Origin of the sequence: Roseovarius sp. MBR-6 (assembly GCF_040547525.1) — a bacterium.
Taxonomy (GTDB): Bacteria; Pseudomonadota; Alphaproteobacteria; order Rhodobacterales; family Rhodobacteraceae; genus Roseovarius.
In genome coordinates this window covers 148,429-163,750 of the sequence record NZ_JBEPPW010000006.1, presented here as the reverse complement: position 1 = coordinate 163,750, position 15,322 = coordinate 148,429, and the positions used below count along the sequence as shown (strand labels likewise).

The window sequence follows — 15,322 nt, the reverse complement described above, 5'->3', positions numbered from 1 at the left end:
CTGTCATATCGCTGAAACGCTAGGCAGAAGGTGCGCCGCTGTCAAACGCCGCGCGTCATTGGAAGATCGTTTTCGTTCCCTTGACGAGGACAGGCTTGCTTTTTGCCGCGATCCGGTCTGAGATGACCGGGCCGTCGGGGATGCGGCAGGGCCTGCTGCGGCCCGCCCGCCCCCCGTCAAAGCGCAAACGAGATGGCGCAAAGAGCCGTCCAACAGTGGAGAAAAACACGAGATGACCCTGAAACCATTGCTGCTGGGTGCCACCGCCCTTGCCGGTCTCGCCAGCATGGCGCAGGCCGAGCGCGGCGCGGACGGCCATGTGAACCTGATTTACTGGCAGGCCCCCTCGATCATGAACCCTTACCTGTCGGGGGGCACCAAGGAGGTTGAGGCCGCGAGCCTCGTGATCGAGCCGCTGGGCCGTTACAACACCAAGGGCGAGATGGTCCCCTATCTGGCCGAGGAAATCCCCACCGTCGAAAATGGCGGCGTGGCCGAGGATCTCACCTCGATCACCTGGAAGATCAAACCGGGGATCACCTGGTCGGACGGCACGCCCTTCACCGCAACGGACGTGAAATTCACCGCCGAATACTGCATGCACCCCGAGGGTGGTTGCGCGCAGCTTGGCAAATACGAAGGCGTGGAATCGGTCGAAGTGATCGACGATCTGACGGTCAAGGTGAATTTCTCGCAGCCCACGCCGGTGCCCTATGGCCCGTTCATGGGCGGACAGGCCCCGATCATCCAGGCGGCGCAATTCGCCGAGTGCCTGGGCGCGCGGGCGCAGGAATGCACCGATGCCAACTTCGCCCCCATCGGCACCGTCCCCTTCAAGGTGGACGAGTTCCGCCCCAATGACGTGATCTCGCTTTCGGCCAACCCCAATTACCGCGACCCGGCCAAGCCGCGTTTCGCCACCATGACCTTCAAGGGCGGCGGCGATGCCACGGCGGCAGGCCGCGCGGTGCTGGAAACCGGCGAATTCGACTATGCGTGGAACCTGCAACTTGCCCCCGACGTGATCGCCAACATGGAAGCGGCAGGCAAGGGCGTGGCCATGTCGGCCTTTGGCACACTGGTCGAGCGGATCGAGATGAACCTCACCGATCCCTCGCCCGACCTGCCCGAGGGCGAGCGCGCGACCGCCAAGCATCCGCACCCGTTCCTGACCGACATGCGCGTGCGCAAGGCGCTGTCGATGGCCATTGACCGCGAATTGCTCACGGAAATCGGCTATGGCAAGGCGGGCCGCCCGACCTGCAATCTCGTGCCTGCGCCGGAAATCTTTGCCTCGGACAATACCGAGTGTCTGACGCAGGACATCGAGGGTGCCAAGGCGCTTCTGGAAGAGGCGGGCTGGACCGTCGGTGCCGGTGGCATCCGCGAAAAGGATGGCAAGAAACTGTCGATCCTTTACCAGACCTCTACCAATGCCGTGCGCCAGGACTTTCAGGCGCTGATCAAGCAGTGGTGGCAGGAAATCGGCATCGAGACCGAGTTGCGCAACATCTCGGCTTCCGTGTTCTTCGGTAGCGATCCGGGCAGCCCGGACACCTTCCCCAAGTTCTATGCCGACGTGGAGATGTATGCCAACAACTTCGACGGCACCGATCCGCAAAGCTATCTGGCGGGCTATACCTGCAACAAGGCCCCGCGCCCCGAAACGCAGTGGCAGGGCGAGAATATCAACCGCTTCTGCGATCCGGCCTATGACGCGCTGGTCAAGGAACTGGGCCGCACCGCAGCCCTCGAAGAGCGGGCGGAGATTGCCAAGAAGCTCAACGACATGCTGACCAAGGACAGCTACACCATCGTGCCGCTGGTGGATCGTGGCCGGGTCTCGGCGCGCTCCAACACGCTGGGTGGGGTCGAGCTCAACACCTGGGACACCGAGTTGTGGAATGCGGCCGACTGGTATCGCATCAAGTAAGCCGCGACGAACAGGCCGGGGCCGGGCAAATGCCCGGCCCTTTCCGCCCTCTTTAGGACAGGCCGCCCATGCTCACCTATACCATCCGTCGGCTCGTGCTTGCGATCCCGACGCTCCTGTTCATCAGCCTCGTGATCTTTCTGCTGCTGGAACTGGCACCCGGCGATCCCATGGCGCAGGTGCCGCTGACCGTGCCGCCCGAGGTCAAGGAAAAGATGCGCCTCGCGCTTGGCCTCGGCGAGCCGACCCATATCCGCTTCGTGAAATGGATGTGGCAGTTCTTCGTGGTCGAGCCGATGATGCTCATCGACTGGCTCTTTGGCACCGCGCTGGCCGAGGGCCAACAGCGCGTGCTGAGCTGGCAATTCCGCTCGCCCGTCATGGACGTGATCGTGCAGCGGATGCCGCAGACGCTCTGGGTGGTGGCGATGTCCTATGTGGTGGGGATCCTGATTGCCCTGCCCATCGGAATCTATTCCGCCTACAGGCAATATTCGGTCTTTGACCAGACCGGCACATTCATCACCATGGTCGGCTATTCGGTGCCGCCGTTCTTCTCCGGCGTGCTGGTGATCGTGATCTTTTCGGTGCAACTGGGCTGGCTGCCCTCGATCTATGACACCACGCTGGTGGTGGTCGACTGGGCCACGTTCAAGAAGCAGTTGATGCAGATGGTCATGCCGGTGATGGTGCTGGCCTTGCAGACCACAGCGCAGATCAGCCGTTTCATGCGCGCCTCGATGCTCGACAACCTCAATCAGGACTATGTGCGCACCGCGCGCGCCAAGGGGCTGTCGGAATGGTCGGTGGTCATGGTCCATGTGCTGCGCAACTCGATGATCCCGGTGATCACCGTGATCGCGCTTGGCGTGCCGTCGATCTTTGGCGGGGCCATCATCACCGAGCAGATCTTCAAGGTGAACGGGCTGGGCCAGCTTCTGATCACAGCCATCGAGGCCAATGACCTGCCGATGGTGCAGACCGTCACCTTCATGATCGCTGTGCTGATCGTGCTCTTCAACATCGTGGCAGACGTGCTTTACGGCGTGTTCGACCCGAGGATCCGCTATGACTGATGCCCCCAAACCGATTGCCGCCCTCACCGATACCGGCCCCACCGCGCCGCCGCGCAGCCAGTGGCGCGACGTCTGGGACCAGTTCCGCAGCCATCGCGGCGCGCTCATCGGCAGTATCGTGCTTTTCACGATCATCGCAGGGGTGTTCCTCGGGCCGCTGGTCTGGCCCTATGACGCCACCTTCATCGACATTCGCGCGCGCAATCAGGGGCCAAGCTGGACGCATCCCTTCGGCACAGACCAGTTGGGCCGCGATACGCTGGCGCGGATGATGGCGGGCGGGCAGACCTCGATTGCGGTGGGGCTGACGGCCATGCTGCTGGCGCTGGTGCTCGGCTCGCTCGTGGGGGTGCTGGCGGGGTTTTTCAAACGCCTTGACGGGGTGCTGATGCGGCTCACGGACCTCTTTTTGTCGCTGCCACTCCTGCCGCTCTTGCTGGTGATGGTGCTCTTGTTCCGCGAGAGCCTCAACGGCGTGTTCGGGCCGGAGCGGGGGATTTTCATCCTGATCGTGGTGGCCATCGGCGTCACAAGCTGGATGCCCACGGCGCGGATCGTGCGCGGCGATGTTCTGGCGCTGAAAGAGCGCGAATTCATCCTTGCCGCGCGCTCCATCGGCACCACCAATTTCAACCTCATCACCCGGCATATCCTGCCCAATGTCATGTCGCCGATCATGGTCTCGGCCACATTGGGCATCGCCAACGCGATCATCACCGAGAGTGCGCTCAGCTTCCTCGGCCTTGGCTTTCCGCCCGATTTCCCGACATGGGGGCGGCTGCTCAACGATGCGGTGCAATACTTGCAGGATTACCCCGAGCGGGTATTCTGGCCCGGCCTTGGCATCTCGCTTACGGTGCTGTCGATCAACTACATGGGCGACGGGCTGCGCGATGCGCTCGACCCGAGAATACGGGGGCGGTGAAAGAGGTTGTCATCGGGCGGTTTGCGCGCATCATCGCTTCATCGGCTTGTTACGCGCGGGCGATACCCGGGCACCGCGAACCACAAACCAAGGGAGAGAGACATGAAAATCGCAATGACAGTCACCGCTCTCGCGGCACTTGCCGTGGCAGCACCGGTTCATGCCGAGTTCACGCTGAGCGACCGCTTTACCGACTATGACGGGGATCTGATCGCCGATATTCCCGAGGATCAGTCGCAATGGCTTGATCCCGCCACGCTCATCTTCGCCTATACGCCCGTCGAGGATCCGGCGGTCTATGCCGAGGTGTGGCAGGAATTTCTCGATCACATGGCCGAGGTGACCGGCAAGACCGTGCAATTCTTCCCGGTGCAGTCGAACGCGGCCCAGATCGAGGCGATGCGCGCGGGTCGGCTGCATGTGGCGGGGTTCAACACCGGCTCGAACCCGCTTGCCGTGGCCTGTGCGGGCTTTCGCCCGTTCACGATCATGGCCGCCGCCGATGGCTCTTTCGGCTACGAGATGGAGATCATCACCTATCCCGGTTCGGGCGTGACCAAGATCGAGGAGTTGAAGGGCAAACAGATGGCCTTTACCTCCGAGACATCGAATTCGGGCTTCAAGGCACCCTCTGCCCTTCTGCGGGCAGAATTCGGGCTGGAGGCCGGCCGCGATTTCGAGGCGGTTTTCTCGGGCAAGCACGACAATTCGATCCTCGGCGTCGCCAACAAGGATTACACCGCCGCCGCCATCGCCAATTCGGTCAAGGCGCGGATGATCCAGCGCGAGGTCGTCACCGAAGACCAGCTTGCGGTTCTCTATACCTCCGAGACCTTCCCCACCACCGGCTATGGCGTGGTCTACAACCTGCACCCCGACCTTCAGGAGAAGATCAAGGAGGCGTTCTTCGGCTTCGATTGGGAGGGCACCAAGCTTCAGGCCGAGTTCGAGAAATCCGGCGAGGCGCAGTTCATCCCGATCACCTTCAAGGACAACTGGTCAGTGATCCGCCAGATCGACGAGGCCAACGGCGTCGAATACAACTGCAACTGAGCCTTGCGGGCTGACGCGGGCGGCGATTGCCGCCCGTGATCTTTATCGAAAGGCTGTGCCATGCTGCATCTCAAGGGTCTGAGCAAGACCTACAAGACCGGCGACACCGCGCTGAGCGACGTGACGCTCGACGTGCCCAAGGGGCAGATCATGGGGCTGATCGGGCCTTCGGGCGCGGGCAAATCCACCCTGATCCGCTGCATCAACCGGCTGGTTGAGCCGACGGCGGGCGCGGTGATGCTGGGCGATGTGGACCTGGCAAAGCTTGGCAAGCGCGAGTTGCGCCGTCAGCGCCGCCGCATCGGCATGATCTTTCAGGAATATGCGTTGGTCGAGCGGCTGACGGTGATGGAGAACGTGCTGTCTGGCCGTTTGGGCTATGTGCCGTTCTGGCGCAGCTTCCTGCGGCGTTACCCGCCCGTCGACATCCAGAACGCCTATCGCCTGCTGGACCGGGTCGGGCTGATGGAACACGCCGACAAGCGCGCCGATGCGCTCTCGGGCGGGCAGCGGCAGCGGGTCGGCATCGCCCGCGCGCTGGCGCAGGAGCCCGAATTGCTGCTGGTGGACGAACCCACCGCGAGCCTTGATCCGAAAACCAGCCGCCAGATCATGCGCCTTTTGACCGAGATTTGCGCCGAGAGCGACCTGCCTGCCATCGTCAATATCCATGACGTGCCGCTGGCGCAGCAATTCATGCAGCGCATCGTCGGGCTACGCGCGGGCCGCGTGGTGTTTGACGGCCCGCCCGAGGCGCTGACCGAAGGCGCGCTGACCGAGATTTACGGGGCCGAGGACTGGAACGCCATGCGCGCGGGAGACCGCGAACAGGCCGAAGCCGAGGCCGAGGCGCTGGCCCGGATGGAGGCCATCGTCTGATGGCCACCTACCCGACACGCTGGCACCGCCCGCCGCAGATCGTCACCGACCGGCGCTGGCGCATCGCGCTGCAACTGGGCATCCTCGCCTATCTCGTGCTGGCCGTTGGCTCTGTCGATGTGGACTGGGCACGTGTGGCCGCAGGCATGGAGCGCGGGCAGCGCTTCATCCTCGGCTTTCTGCAACCGGATTTCACCAGCCGCTGGAAGGATATCGCCCAAGGGCTGGAGGAAAGCCTCACCATGACGCTGACCTCCACTGTGGTCGGTGTCGCCATCTCCGTTCCCATCGGCATCGGGGCGGCGCGCAACCTCGCGCCACGCTGGATCTACTATATCTGCCGCAGCATCATCGCCGTCAGCCGCGCGTTGCAGGAAATCATCATCGCCATTTTCCTTGTCGCCATGTTCGGTTTCGGCCCCTTCGCGGGGTTTCTCACGCTCAGCTTCGCCACGATCGGCTTTATCGCCAAGCTTCTGGCCGATGATATCGAGGAAATCGACGAGGCGCAGGCCGAAGCGATCCGCGCCACCGGGGCAAGCTGGGGGCAACTGGTCAACTACGCCGTGCAACCGCAGGTCATGCCGCGCCTCATCGGCCTGTCGCTCTACCGGCTCGACATCAATTTCCGCGAGTCGGCGGTCATCGGCATCGTCGGCGCGGGCGGCATCGGGGCCACGCTCAACACCGCCATCGACCGTTATGAGTATGACAGCGCCGGGGCGATCCTGCTGATCATCATCGGCATCGTGATGGTGGCGGAATACGGCTCCAGCTATCTGCGAAAGTTCCTGCAATGAGCGAGATCGGCCATTATTCCAAGGTCTGGGCGCATCGCACCCCGCGCGCGCGACTGCTGCGGTGGATGGGCTGGCTCGCGCTCGTCGCGCTGTTTGTGTGGTGCTGGCAGGTGATGACGGAAAACACCATCTGGGCCTTCGTGTCGGACGCGCCCAAGCAGGCCGCCGATATCGGCAACCGCATGTGGCCGCCGCGTCTGAGCTATCTGCCCGAACTGATGGTCCCCTTGTGGGACACGATCAACATCGCCACGCTCGGCACCTTGGGCGGCGTGATCATGGCGGTTCCGGTGGCCTTCATGGCGGCGCGCAATACCACGCCGTCACCGCATATCCTGCGGCCCATCGCGCTTTTCATCATCGTCGCCTCGCGCTCGATCAACTCGCTCATCTGGGCGCTTCTGCTGGTGGCGATCATCGGCCCCGGTCTGCTGGCCGGGATCGTGGCCATTGCGCTGCGCTCGATCGGCTTCATCGGCAAGCTGCTTTACGAGGCCATCGAGGAGACCGACGCGCGCCAGATCGAGGCGGTCACGGCCACCGGTGCCAGTGCGGCGCAGGTGGTGAATTACGGCATCGTGCCGCAGATCATGCCCGCCTTCTGGGGGATCACGGTGTTCCGCTGGGATATCAACATCCGCGAAAGCACCATCCTCGGGCTGGTGGGCGCGGGTGGCATCGGGCTGAAATTGCAGGCCTCGCTCAACGTGCTGGCCTGGCCGCAGGTGACGGTGATCCTGCTGCTCATTCTCGCCACGGTGGTGTTGAGCGAATGGGTCTCGGCGCGGATGCGCCACGCCATCATTTGAGGCGCACGCCGTGCCCCGGTGACGAATTTCACCCGTTCCCGATCTTACGGGGAAAGCCGCCTTGTTTGTCGCGCGGGCGCACTCTACATCGGGTCACATGAGACATCTTGTCCCCTTCCTCAAACAGCCACCGCGCGTGGCCGTGATCCGGCTCGCGGGCGTGATCGGAGCGGGGCCGCGCGCGGCCCTCAGCGACGAGGCGCTTGCCCCCGTGATCGAAAAGGCGTTTCGCCGCGGCAAGCCCAAGGCGGTGGCGCTGGTGATCAATTCGCCGGGCGGCTCGCCGGTGCAATCCTCGCTCATTGCCGCGCGCATCCGGCGGCTGGCGGAGGAAAAGAAGATCCCCGTGCATGCCTTTGTCGAGGATGTGGCGGCCTCTGGTGGCTATTGGCTCGCCGTGGCCGCAGACGATATCCGCGTCGATCCGTCCTCGATCCTCGGCTCCATAGGCGTGATCTCGGCGGGGTTCGGGGCCGATGTGTTCCTCAAGCGGCAGGGGCTGGAGCGGCGGGTCTACACCGCCGGCAAATCCAAGAGCACGCTTGATCCCTTTCTGCCGGAAAAACCCGAGGATGTGGCCCGCCTCAAGGCGCTGCTGGAGGATATTCACAGCGCCTTCATCGCCCATGTCAAGGACCGGCGCGGGCCGAAGCTCTCGGATGACCCGGCGCTTTTCACCGGCGAATTCTGGCTCGGCGGGCGCGCCATCGAACTGGGCCTTGCCGACGGATTCGGCCATCTGGAGCCGCGCATGAAGGAGGTCTATGGCGACAAGGTCCGCCTTGTGCGCTATGGCCGCAGGCGCGGTTTCCTGTCGCGTTTCGGCGCGCGGATCGTCGGCGAGGCGCTCGGCACGCTGGAAGAACGTGCGCATTACGCGCGCTTCGGCCTCTGACATGCTGGTCAAGATCGTTGCCCTGTTTCTTGTCGGAATGGCCGTGCTGGCCATGTTCGGGCGCTTGCGCTTTCCGGGACAAAAGCGGCTGGCAGAGGCCAAATGCAAACGCTGCGGGCGCTACCGGATCGGCAAGGGGCCCTGCAACTGCGAGAAAGGTCCCCGGACATGATGCCATGGCTGATGGTCGCGCTCGGCCTCGTGATCCTGCTTCTGGCGGGCGATGCGCTTGTGAAGGGCGCGGTCAATCTTGCCCTCCGGATCGGAATTCCCGCTCTGATCGTCAGCCTGACCATCGTCGCTTTCGGCACCTCCGCGCCTGAACTTCTCATCTCGGTCAATGCCGTGCTGGTGGACAAGCCGGGGCTGGCGCTTGGCAATGTGGTCGGCTCCAACACCGCGAATGTGCTTCTGGTGCTCGGAATACCGGCGATCCTTGCGGTGATGCACACAAGCCGCTGCCATTGTCGCCATTCCTATCTTCAGATGCTGGCGGCGACTGTGCTGTTCATCGCGCTGGCGCATCGCGGCGTGCTCGACTGGATCGCGGGGCTGATCCTGCTGGGCGGCCTGGCGCTGATGCTTGGCGATGCCGTCTACCGGTCGATGGTCCATCGACGTCAGGTCGCTGCCGCGAAACTTCTCGATGACGAGGAAGAGGTCGAAGGGGCCGACCCCGACATGCCCTGGTGGCAGATCGGTGTCTTTCTTGTGCTGGGGCTGATCGGCCTGCCGCTCGGGGCGGATATTCTGGTGGACAATGCCTCTATCCTCGCCCTGCGCTACGGGGTGAGCGAGGCGGTGATCGGGCTGACGCTGGTCGCGGTCGGCACCTCGCTGCCGGAACTGGCGACGACGGTGATGGCGGCGCTGCGCAAACAGGCCGATGTGGCGCTTGGCAATGTGATCGGGTCGAACATGTTCAACCTGCTGGCGATCATCGGGATCGCCGCCCTGGTCGGCGATATCCCGGTCGATGCCGAATTCCTGCGCTTCGATCTCTGGGTGATGCTGGCGGCTTCGCTTCTCCTGATCCCCTTCGTGTTCCTGCGTCAGGATATCGGGCGGCTCTGGGGCATTGCCTTGACGGCCAGCTATGCAACCTATGTCCTCATCGTGGTGACATGATCGGAGGCCGGGCGTGACACGGGCATTGGTGACAGGGGCGGGCAAGCGGCTGGGCCGCGCGATGGCGCTGGAACTGGCGCGACAGGGGCATGACGTGGCGGTGCATTACGCCACCTCCGCGGCAGATGCCGAGAGTGTCGCCGCCGAGATACGCGCCATGGGGCGTCAGGCGGTGACGCTCTGCGCCGATCTTCTGGAAGAAGGGCAAGTGATGCCGCTGGTCTCCCGCGCGGCGCAGGCGCTTGGCGGCCCCATCCTGACGCTGGTCAACAACGCCTCGATTTTCGAGTATGACAACATCACCACCGCCACCCGCCAAAGCTGGGACCGGCATATGGAAAGCAACCTGCGCGCGCCCTTCGTGCTGATGCAGGAAATGGCCCGCCTCGTGCCCGAGCCCGTGACCGATCTCAATGGCGAGCCGCGCGCGCGCGGCCTTGTCGTCAACATGATCGACCAGCGCGTGCGCAAGCTCACGCCCGAGTTCATGACCTACACCATCGCCAAGATGGGCCTTTGGGCGCTCACGCGCACCGGCGCGCAGGCGCTCGCCCCGCGCATCCGCGTCAACGCCATCGGCCCCGGCCCCACGATTCAGGGCCACCGCCAGAGCGCGGCGCACTTCGCCGGGCAGCGCCGCGCCACCATTCTGGGGCGCGGCAGCGACGCGGATGAGGTCTGCACGGCCCTCACTTACCTGCTCGACGCCCCCGGCGTGACCGGTCAGTTGCTTTGCGTGGACGGCGGTCAGCACCTTGGCTGGCAAACGCCGGATGTCCTCGGGGTCGAGTGAAAAGATGACCTGCGCCAAGAAGTTTTGCACCCTTCACCGTTCCGCCACGTAAGCGTTACAAAATCGCTAATGTTTTCAATCAACTGCGCTCTCTCTAAAAAGTTATCCTTTAATATCAATGCTTTGATTATTTGCCCAAAATATAGGCAGGTCAAGGAACCCAGCCGGTTTGAACGGAAATTTCCGGCTGACCCGAAACTGTCTCCAGACTTATCCACAGGAATCGTGGACAGCTTCCCCCTTGCCCTTTGCGGCGCGCCGTTGCAGCACGGGACAGGAATCACACCCGTTCGCATATGACAGACACCGATCCGCCCCCCGCCCGCACCGGGCATGAGGTAATCCGCGATTACCTGCGCACGCTCGACGGCTCGCCGGGCGTTTACCGGATGCTCGATGCGCAGTCGCGCGTGCTCTACGTGGGCAAGGCGCGCAACCTGCGCGCACGGGTCTCGAGCTACGCGCGGCCCACCGGGCATACCGGGCGCATCTCCCGGATGATCCGGGAAACCGCCTCGATGATGTTCCTGACCACATCGACCGAGACCGAGGCGCTGCTACTGGAGCAGAACCTCATCAAGCAGTTGAAGCCGCGCTACAACGTGCTGTTGCGCGACGACAAGAGCTTTCCCAACATCCTTGTCACCGCGCATGATTTCCCGATGATCAAGAAGCATCGCGGGGGAAAACGCGAGAAGGGCAGCTATTACGGCCCCTTCGCCAGCGCGGGCGCGGTCAACCGCACGCTGGCGCAGTTGTTGCGCGTGTTCCAGCTTCGCAATTGCACCGACGCGGTGTTCGAGAGCCGCACGCGCCCCTGTCTGCAATACCAGATCAAGCGCTGCACCGCGCCCTGCGTGGGCAAGATTTCCAAGGCCGATTATGCCGTTCAGGTGCGCGATGCCGAGCGGTATCTGTCGGGGCGCTCCACCGAGATTCAGGAGAAACTGGCCATCGAGATGGCGCAGGCAGCGCAGGCGATGGAATATGAGCGCGCCGCCGCCCTGCGCGACCGGATCAAGGCGCTGACACAGGTGCAGACCGCGCAGGGCATCAACCCGCGCAGCGTGGCCGAGGCCGATATCGTGGCGCTCCATCTCGATCAGGGGCAGGCCTGCGTTCAGGTATTTTTCATCCGCGCGGGGCAGAACTGGGGCAACCGCGATTTCTATCCGCGTGTTGGGGCGGATGTGGATGAGGCCGAGGCTTTGGAGGCATTTCTGGGCCAGTTCTACGACAGCAAGGAGCCGCCGCGCGCCGTGATCCTGTCGCACGCGATCGAGAATCCCGACCTGATGGAGGCGGCGCTGTCGCAGAAACTCGGGCGCAAGGTCACGCTAAGTGTGCCGCAGCGGGGCGAAAAGGCCGAGCTTGTCGAGGCGGCGCTGCGCAACGCCCGCGAGAGCCTTGCGCGCAAGATGGCCGAGAGCGCCACGCAGGGCAAACTGCTGCGCGGGCTGGCCGAGGCGTTCGATCTGCCGGGGCCGCCGGGCCGGATCGAGGTTTACGACAACAGCCATATTCAGGGCGCTTTTGCTGTCGGCGCGATGATCGTGGCGGGGCCGGAGGGCTTTCAGAAGAACAGTTACCGCAAGTTCAACATCCGGGGCGAGGATCTGACCCCCGGCGATGATTTCGGCATGATGAAAGAGGTGCTCACCCGCCGTTTCAAGCGCCTGCTGAAAGAAGACCCCGACCGCCGCGAAGGGCACTGGCCCGACCTGCTGCTGATCGACGGCGGCGCGGGACAGGTGAGCGCGGTGGCGGGCATCATGCGCGAGATGGGCGTCGCGGATATCCCCATGGTCGGCGTCGCCAAGGGCGTGGACCGGGACCATGGCAAGGAGGAATTCCACCGCGTGGGCAAGCACCCGATGGCGCTGCGCCACAATGACCCGGTGCTCTATTTCATCCAGCGCCTGCGCGACGAGGCGCACCGCTTTGCCATCGGTACGCATCGCGCCAAGCGCGCCAAATCCATCTCTGCCACCCCGCTTGACGAGGTGCCCGGCGTCGGTGCCGCCCGCAAGCGCGCGCTGCTCGCGCATTTCGGCAGCGCCAAGGCGGTGAGCCGCGCGAACCTCGCCGATCTGAAGGCGGTCGAGGGGGTATCGGACGCACTGGCCCAGAAGCTCTACGATTTCTTCCACGAAAAGGACTGAGGCGCGCGCTTAGTAGAGCGCGGCGGTCCAGCCGATCACCAGCGCCACGCTCAGCACCGCCAGCAGGGTCGAGATCAGGATCGCCGATGACACGCGACGCGGGGCCACGCCATAGCTTTGCGCGATGATGAACACATTGCCCGCCACCGGCAACGCCGCCGCCGCGATCACCACCGCCGCCGTGTAGGGCGGAACATCAAAAAGCCACAGCACCGAAATGGCCACCGCCGCCGGGTGCAGCACCAGCTTGCACAGCGACAGCCACCCGGCCACATAGGGCCGCTCGGCGGATTTGGCCGCGAGCGATGCGCCGATGGCAAACAGTGCGCCGGGCGTCGCCGCACCGCCCAGAATGGCCAGAAAGGCGTTCATCGTCTCGGGGATCGGCAGGCGCAGCGCCGACCACGCGAACCCCGCCGCAATCGCCACGATCATCGGGTTGCGCACAAGGCCCAACCCGATACTGCCAAGGATGCGCACCGACATGCGCCCGTCGCGCGCCCCGGTGATGAGGATCACCACCAGCGAGCCAAAGACCAGAAGATCGACCGCCAGCACCAGCACGACCGGGCCGATAGCCGCCTCGCCCATCAGCATGGCCAGCATCGGGATCCCGAGAAAGCCCACATTGCCGATCACCGCGCATTGCGCCTCGATCGCCGCCTCCTCGAGCGGCACCCGCCGCAGCCAGGCGACGAGCGTGGCCAGCAGATACACCACCGTCGTCGCCGCGAGATAGCCAAGCACCACCTGCCAGTCGAGCACATCGCCAAGCGAGAGATTGGCCGAGAATCGGAACAGCATCGCCGAAAGCGCGAAGTAGAACACGAATTTCGTCAGCCAGGCCGTGCCCTCCTGCGGGAAGAACCCGCTGCGCCCGGCCCCGTATCCGAGGCCGATGATCAGAAAGAACGGCAGGGTTTGCAGGAACACGCTGAGCATGGCGCTAGGTATCAGCTTGCCCGCCCGCGTCAATCGCCAGCGACCTGTTTGACAGCGGCGCGGATTTTGGCGAACACGGGCAAAAGACGTTTTCAGGAGCACGCATTGACCGCCACCGCCCCCGGATCACGCCTCGTGGCGGTGGTGGTCACCCATGACCGGCTGACGCAGTTGCGCGCAACGCTGACGCGCCTGCTCGCCTCCCCGCCCCGTGATCTCGCCGCGCTCGTCGTGGTGGATAATGCCTCGACCGACGGCACGGCGGGCTATCTCGCGGGGCTGATCGATCCCCGGCTCGACGTTCTGCGGCTCGACACCAATACCGGCGGCGCGGGTGGCTTTGCCGCCGGGATCGCGCGGGCGCGCGACCGCCACGATCCCGACTGGACGCTGGTGATGGATGACGATGCGCGCCCCGAGCCCGACGCGCTGGCCAGGTTTCACGCCATCGAGCACGGCGATTGGGACGCGCTCGCCGCCGCCGTGTTCCTCCCCGATGGCCGCATCGCACCGATGAACATCCCCTCGTGCAACCCGTTCGCGGATCGCCGCATGTTCTGGCGCACGCTGCTGCGCGGGCGGCGCGGCTTTCACCTGCCGCCGGACGCCTTTGCGCCGAACGCGCCCGCCAGCCGGATCGACGGGGCCTCCTTCGTGGGGCTCTTTCTCTCGCGCCGCGCCGTGGCGCTTGCGGGGCTGCCCGATCCGGGCCTGTTTCTCTATGGCGACGACACGCTCTATACGCTGACACTCTCGGCGCGGGGCGGGCGCATCGGCTTCGTGCCCGCGCTTCGGTTCGAGCATGATTGCCACAGTCTCGGCGGCGGGGGGCATATCCGCCCGCTCTGGCGGCTCTATTACTATCACCGCAATCTGCTTTTGGTCTATCGCGCGGCGGCGGGAGCGTTCTTCTGGCCTGCGCTTTTGCTGATCGTGCCGAAATGGCTCTGGTCTGCGGCGCGCCACCCGGAGGGCGGCAGGCGCGCTTTGCGGCTGATGGCGCGCGCGCTGCGCGATGGCCTTCTGCGGCGCACGGGTATGACGCATGCCACCGTGCGGCACTGGGCCAGCCCTACCCGTTCTGAAGAATGTCGCGGTGATAGCGCCCCATGAGCACCACCCCGAAGAACAGTGTCAGAAGCCCAGTCAGCGCCACGAAAAGGACGCTGGCATAGCTCGCCTGATAGCTGACATAGAACCCCTCGCGCATGATGCCGACGATGTGGATAAGCGGGTTCCACCACAGGATCGCCTGCGCCGTGGCCGGCATGTCCTCATAGAGGAAGAACACGCCCGAAACGAGAAAGAGCGGGCGCGTGGCAATCGACCAGACCTGCATCCACACCGGGAAAAGACCAAAGAGCGCGCAGTTGAGCACGCCGACACCGCCCCCCAGAAGGATCGCCAGCGCCATCGCCCGCAGGACCGGGACCACGTCGAAGCTCATCCGCGTCTCGGTGAAGAGCGACACCAGCCCCAGAACGATCGCCGCCACCAGAATGCCCGTCAGCGTGTTGAGCACGAAGCGCGCGGCCAGCGCGTCCACCCATGTCACCACCGGATAGTAGAGCAGCGCGCGCGAGAAATTCACCGATCGCGCCACATGGTTGGAAAGGTCCTGGTAAAGAATGAATGGCATGAAGCCCGTGGCGTAGAAGAGAAGAAAGCTGTTGCCGAGTGACGGCGACCGAATGATCAGCGAGAAACCGATCGCCAGAATGGCGATTGCGCCGAGCGGCTCCAGCAAGGCCCAGACATAGCCCCCCGGCGAACGGCCATAGCGCGTGGCCATCTCGCGCAGCATCAGCGCAGCTATCGCGCGCAGGCTGCGAAAGCTGCGGCGCGCGGCGGCGGGGCGCTGGATCGCGGGGGCGGTTCGCTCTGGCATGATTCTCGTGCTGGCCCTTTCGGGGCCCAGTATGTAGAC

15 protein-coding genes are annotated in these 15,322 nt (G+C 64.4%); 13 read left to right on the top strand and 2 right to left on the bottom strand.

Annotated elements, in window-relative coordinates:
- The first annotated feature begins 232 nt into the window (after positions 1-232).
- The 12 genes from ABIE57_RS10220 (at position 233) to uvrC (ending at position 12,453) form a co-directional block, all read left to right on the top strand.
- Positions 233-1,933 carry a peptide ABC transporter substrate-binding protein gene (locus tag ABIE57_RS10220; RefSeq protein WP_354538913.1) on the top strand — a complete coding sequence of 567 codons (1,701 nt, stop codon included), beginning with the start codon at positions 233-235 and terminating at the stop codon, positions 1,931-1,933.
- Positions 1,934-2,001: 68 nt separating this feature from the next.
- Positions 2,002-3,009 carry an ABC transporter permease gene (locus ABIE57_RS10215; RefSeq protein WP_354538912.1) on the top strand — a complete coding sequence of 336 codons (1,008 nt, stop codon included), beginning with the start codon at positions 2,002-2,004 and terminating at the stop codon, positions 3,007-3,009.
- Positions 3,002-3,934, top strand: a complete 933-nt coding sequence (locus ABIE57_RS10210; protein WP_354538911.1) for an ABC transporter permease — start codon at positions 3,002-3,004, stop codon at positions 3,932-3,934. The genes ABIE57_RS10215 and ABIE57_RS10210 overlap by 8 nt, the downstream gene beginning before the upstream one ends.
- Positions 3,935-4,036: 102 nt before the next feature.
- Entirely contained in the window at positions 4,037-4,987 is a 951-nt protein-coding gene (gene phnD / locus ABIE57_RS10205) for a phosphate/phosphite/phosphonate ABC transporter substrate-binding protein (protein ID WP_354538910.1), read from the top strand.
- A 60-nt stretch (positions 4,988-5,047) separates the two neighbouring features.
- Positions 5,048-5,866 (top strand): phosphonate ABC transporter ATP-binding protein, encoded by an 819-nt coding sequence (gene phnC / locus ABIE57_RS10200; protein ID WP_354538909.1) that lies wholly within the window; start codon positions 5,048-5,050, stop codon positions 5,864-5,866.
- Positions 5,866-6,666 carry a phosphonate ABC transporter, permease protein PhnE gene (gene phnE, locus ABIE57_RS10195; RefSeq protein WP_354538908.1) on the top strand — a complete coding sequence of 267 codons (801 nt, stop codon included), beginning with the start codon at positions 5,866-5,868 and terminating at the stop codon, positions 6,664-6,666. The genes phnC and phnE (ABIE57_RS10195) overlap by 1 nt, the downstream gene beginning before the upstream one ends.
- Positions 6,663-7,475, top strand: a complete 813-nt coding sequence (phnE, locus tag ABIE57_RS10190) for a phosphonate ABC transporter, permease protein PhnE (RefSeq protein WP_354538907.1) — start codon at positions 6,663-6,665, stop codon at positions 7,473-7,475. The genes phnE (ABIE57_RS10195) and phnE (ABIE57_RS10190) overlap by 4 nt, the downstream gene beginning before the upstream one ends.
- 97 nt (positions 7,476-7,572) lie before the next feature.
- On the top strand, positions 7,573-8,370 hold the full coding sequence (locus ABIE57_RS10185) for a S49 family peptidase (protein WP_354538906.1): 798 nt from the start codon (positions 7,573-7,575) through the stop codon (positions 8,368-8,370).
- A 1-nt stretch (position 8,371) separates the two neighbouring features.
- Positions 8,372-8,542, top strand: coding sequence for a hypothetical protein (locus tag ABIE57_RS10180; protein ID WP_354538905.1), 171 nt, complete (start codon positions 8,372-8,374; stop codon positions 8,540-8,542).
- Complete coding sequence (locus ABIE57_RS10175) at positions 8,539-9,498, top strand: calcium/sodium antiporter (RefSeq protein WP_354538904.1); 960 nt, start codon at positions 8,539-8,541, stop codon at positions 9,496-9,498. Before ABIE57_RS10180 ends, ABIE57_RS10175 begins: the two co-directional genes overlap by 4 nt.
- A 13-nt stretch (positions 9,499-9,511) precedes the next feature.
- Positions 9,512-10,291 (top strand): SDR family oxidoreductase, encoded by a 780-nt coding sequence (locus tag ABIE57_RS10170; protein WP_354538903.1) that lies wholly within the window; start codon positions 9,512-9,514, stop codon positions 10,289-10,291.
- Positions 10,292-10,587: 296 nt separating this feature from the next.
- Entirely contained in the window at positions 10,588-12,453 is a 1,866-nt protein-coding gene (gene uvrC / locus ABIE57_RS10165) for an excinuclease ABC subunit UvrC (RefSeq protein WP_354538902.1), read from the top strand.
- A 9-nt stretch (positions 12,454-12,462) separates the two neighbouring features.
- Here the strand turns inward: uvrC and ABIE57_RS10160 are convergent, their stop codons facing one another.
- Positions 12,463-13,395, bottom strand: a complete 933-nt coding sequence (locus ABIE57_RS10160; protein ID WP_354538901.1) for an AEC family transporter — start codon at positions 13,393-13,395, stop codon at positions 12,463-12,465.
- A 105-nt stretch (positions 13,396-13,500) separates the two neighbouring features.
- On the opposite strand from ABIE57_RS10160, the gene ABIE57_RS10155 reads away from it, so the two are divergent.
- Entirely contained in the window at positions 13,501-14,508 is a 1,008-nt protein-coding gene (locus ABIE57_RS10155) for a glycosyltransferase (RefSeq protein ID WP_354538900.1), read from the top strand.
- On the opposite strand, the gene ABIE57_RS10150 is transcribed toward ABIE57_RS10155, so the two are convergent.
- Positions 14,468-15,283, bottom strand: a complete 816-nt coding sequence (locus ABIE57_RS10150; RefSeq protein WP_354538899.1) for an ABC transporter permease — start codon at positions 15,281-15,283, stop codon at positions 14,468-14,470. The genes ABIE57_RS10155 and ABIE57_RS10150 overlap by 41 nt on opposite strands.
- Positions 15,284-15,322: the final 39 nt, after the last annotated feature.

Coding starts and splice junctions, on each gene's coding strand:
- ABIE57_RS10220 (WP_354538913.1), top strand. CDS start 233: ATGACCCTGAAACCATTGCTGCTGGGTGCCACCGCCCTTGCCGGTCTC.
- ABIE57_RS10215 (WP_354538912.1), top strand. CDS start 2,002: ATGCTCACCTATACCATCCGTCGGCTCGTGCTTGCGATCCCGACGCTC.
- ABIE57_RS10210 (WP_354538911.1), top strand. CDS start 3,002: ATGACTGATGCCCCCAAACCGATTGCCGCCCTCACCGATACCGGCCCC.
- phnD (WP_354538910.1), top strand. CDS start 4,037: ATGAAAATCGCAATGACAGTCACCGCTCTCGCGGCACTTGCCGTGGCA.
- phnC (WP_354538909.1), top strand. CDS start 5,048: ATGCTGCATCTCAAGGGTCTGAGCAAGACCTACAAGACCGGCGACACC.
- phnE (WP_354538908.1), top strand. CDS start 5,866: ATGGCCACCTACCCGACACGCTGGCACCGCCCGCCGCAGATCGTCACC.
- phnE (WP_354538907.1), top strand. CDS start 6,663: ATGAGCGAGATCGGCCATTATTCCAAGGTCTGGGCGCATCGCACCCCG.
- ABIE57_RS10185 (WP_354538906.1), top strand. CDS start 7,573: ATGAGACATCTTGTCCCCTTCCTCAAACAGCCACCGCGCGTGGCCGTG.
- ABIE57_RS10180 (WP_354538905.1), top strand. CDS start 8,372: ATGCTGGTCAAGATCGTTGCCCTGTTTCTTGTCGGAATGGCCGTGCTG.
- ABIE57_RS10175 (WP_354538904.1), top strand. CDS start 8,539: ATGATGCCATGGCTGATGGTCGCGCTCGGCCTCGTGATCCTGCTTCTG.
- uvrC (WP_354538902.1), top strand. CDS start 10,588: ATGACAGACACCGATCCGCCCCCCGCCCGCACCGGGCATGAGGTAATC.
- ABIE57_RS10160 (WP_354538901.1), bottom strand. CDS start 13,395: ATGCTCAGCGTGTTCCTGCAAACCCTGCCGTTCTTTCTGATCATCGGC.
- ABIE57_RS10150 (WP_354538899.1), bottom strand. CDS start 15,283: ATGCCAGAGCGAACCGCCCCCGCGATCCAGCGCCCCGCCGCCGCGCGC.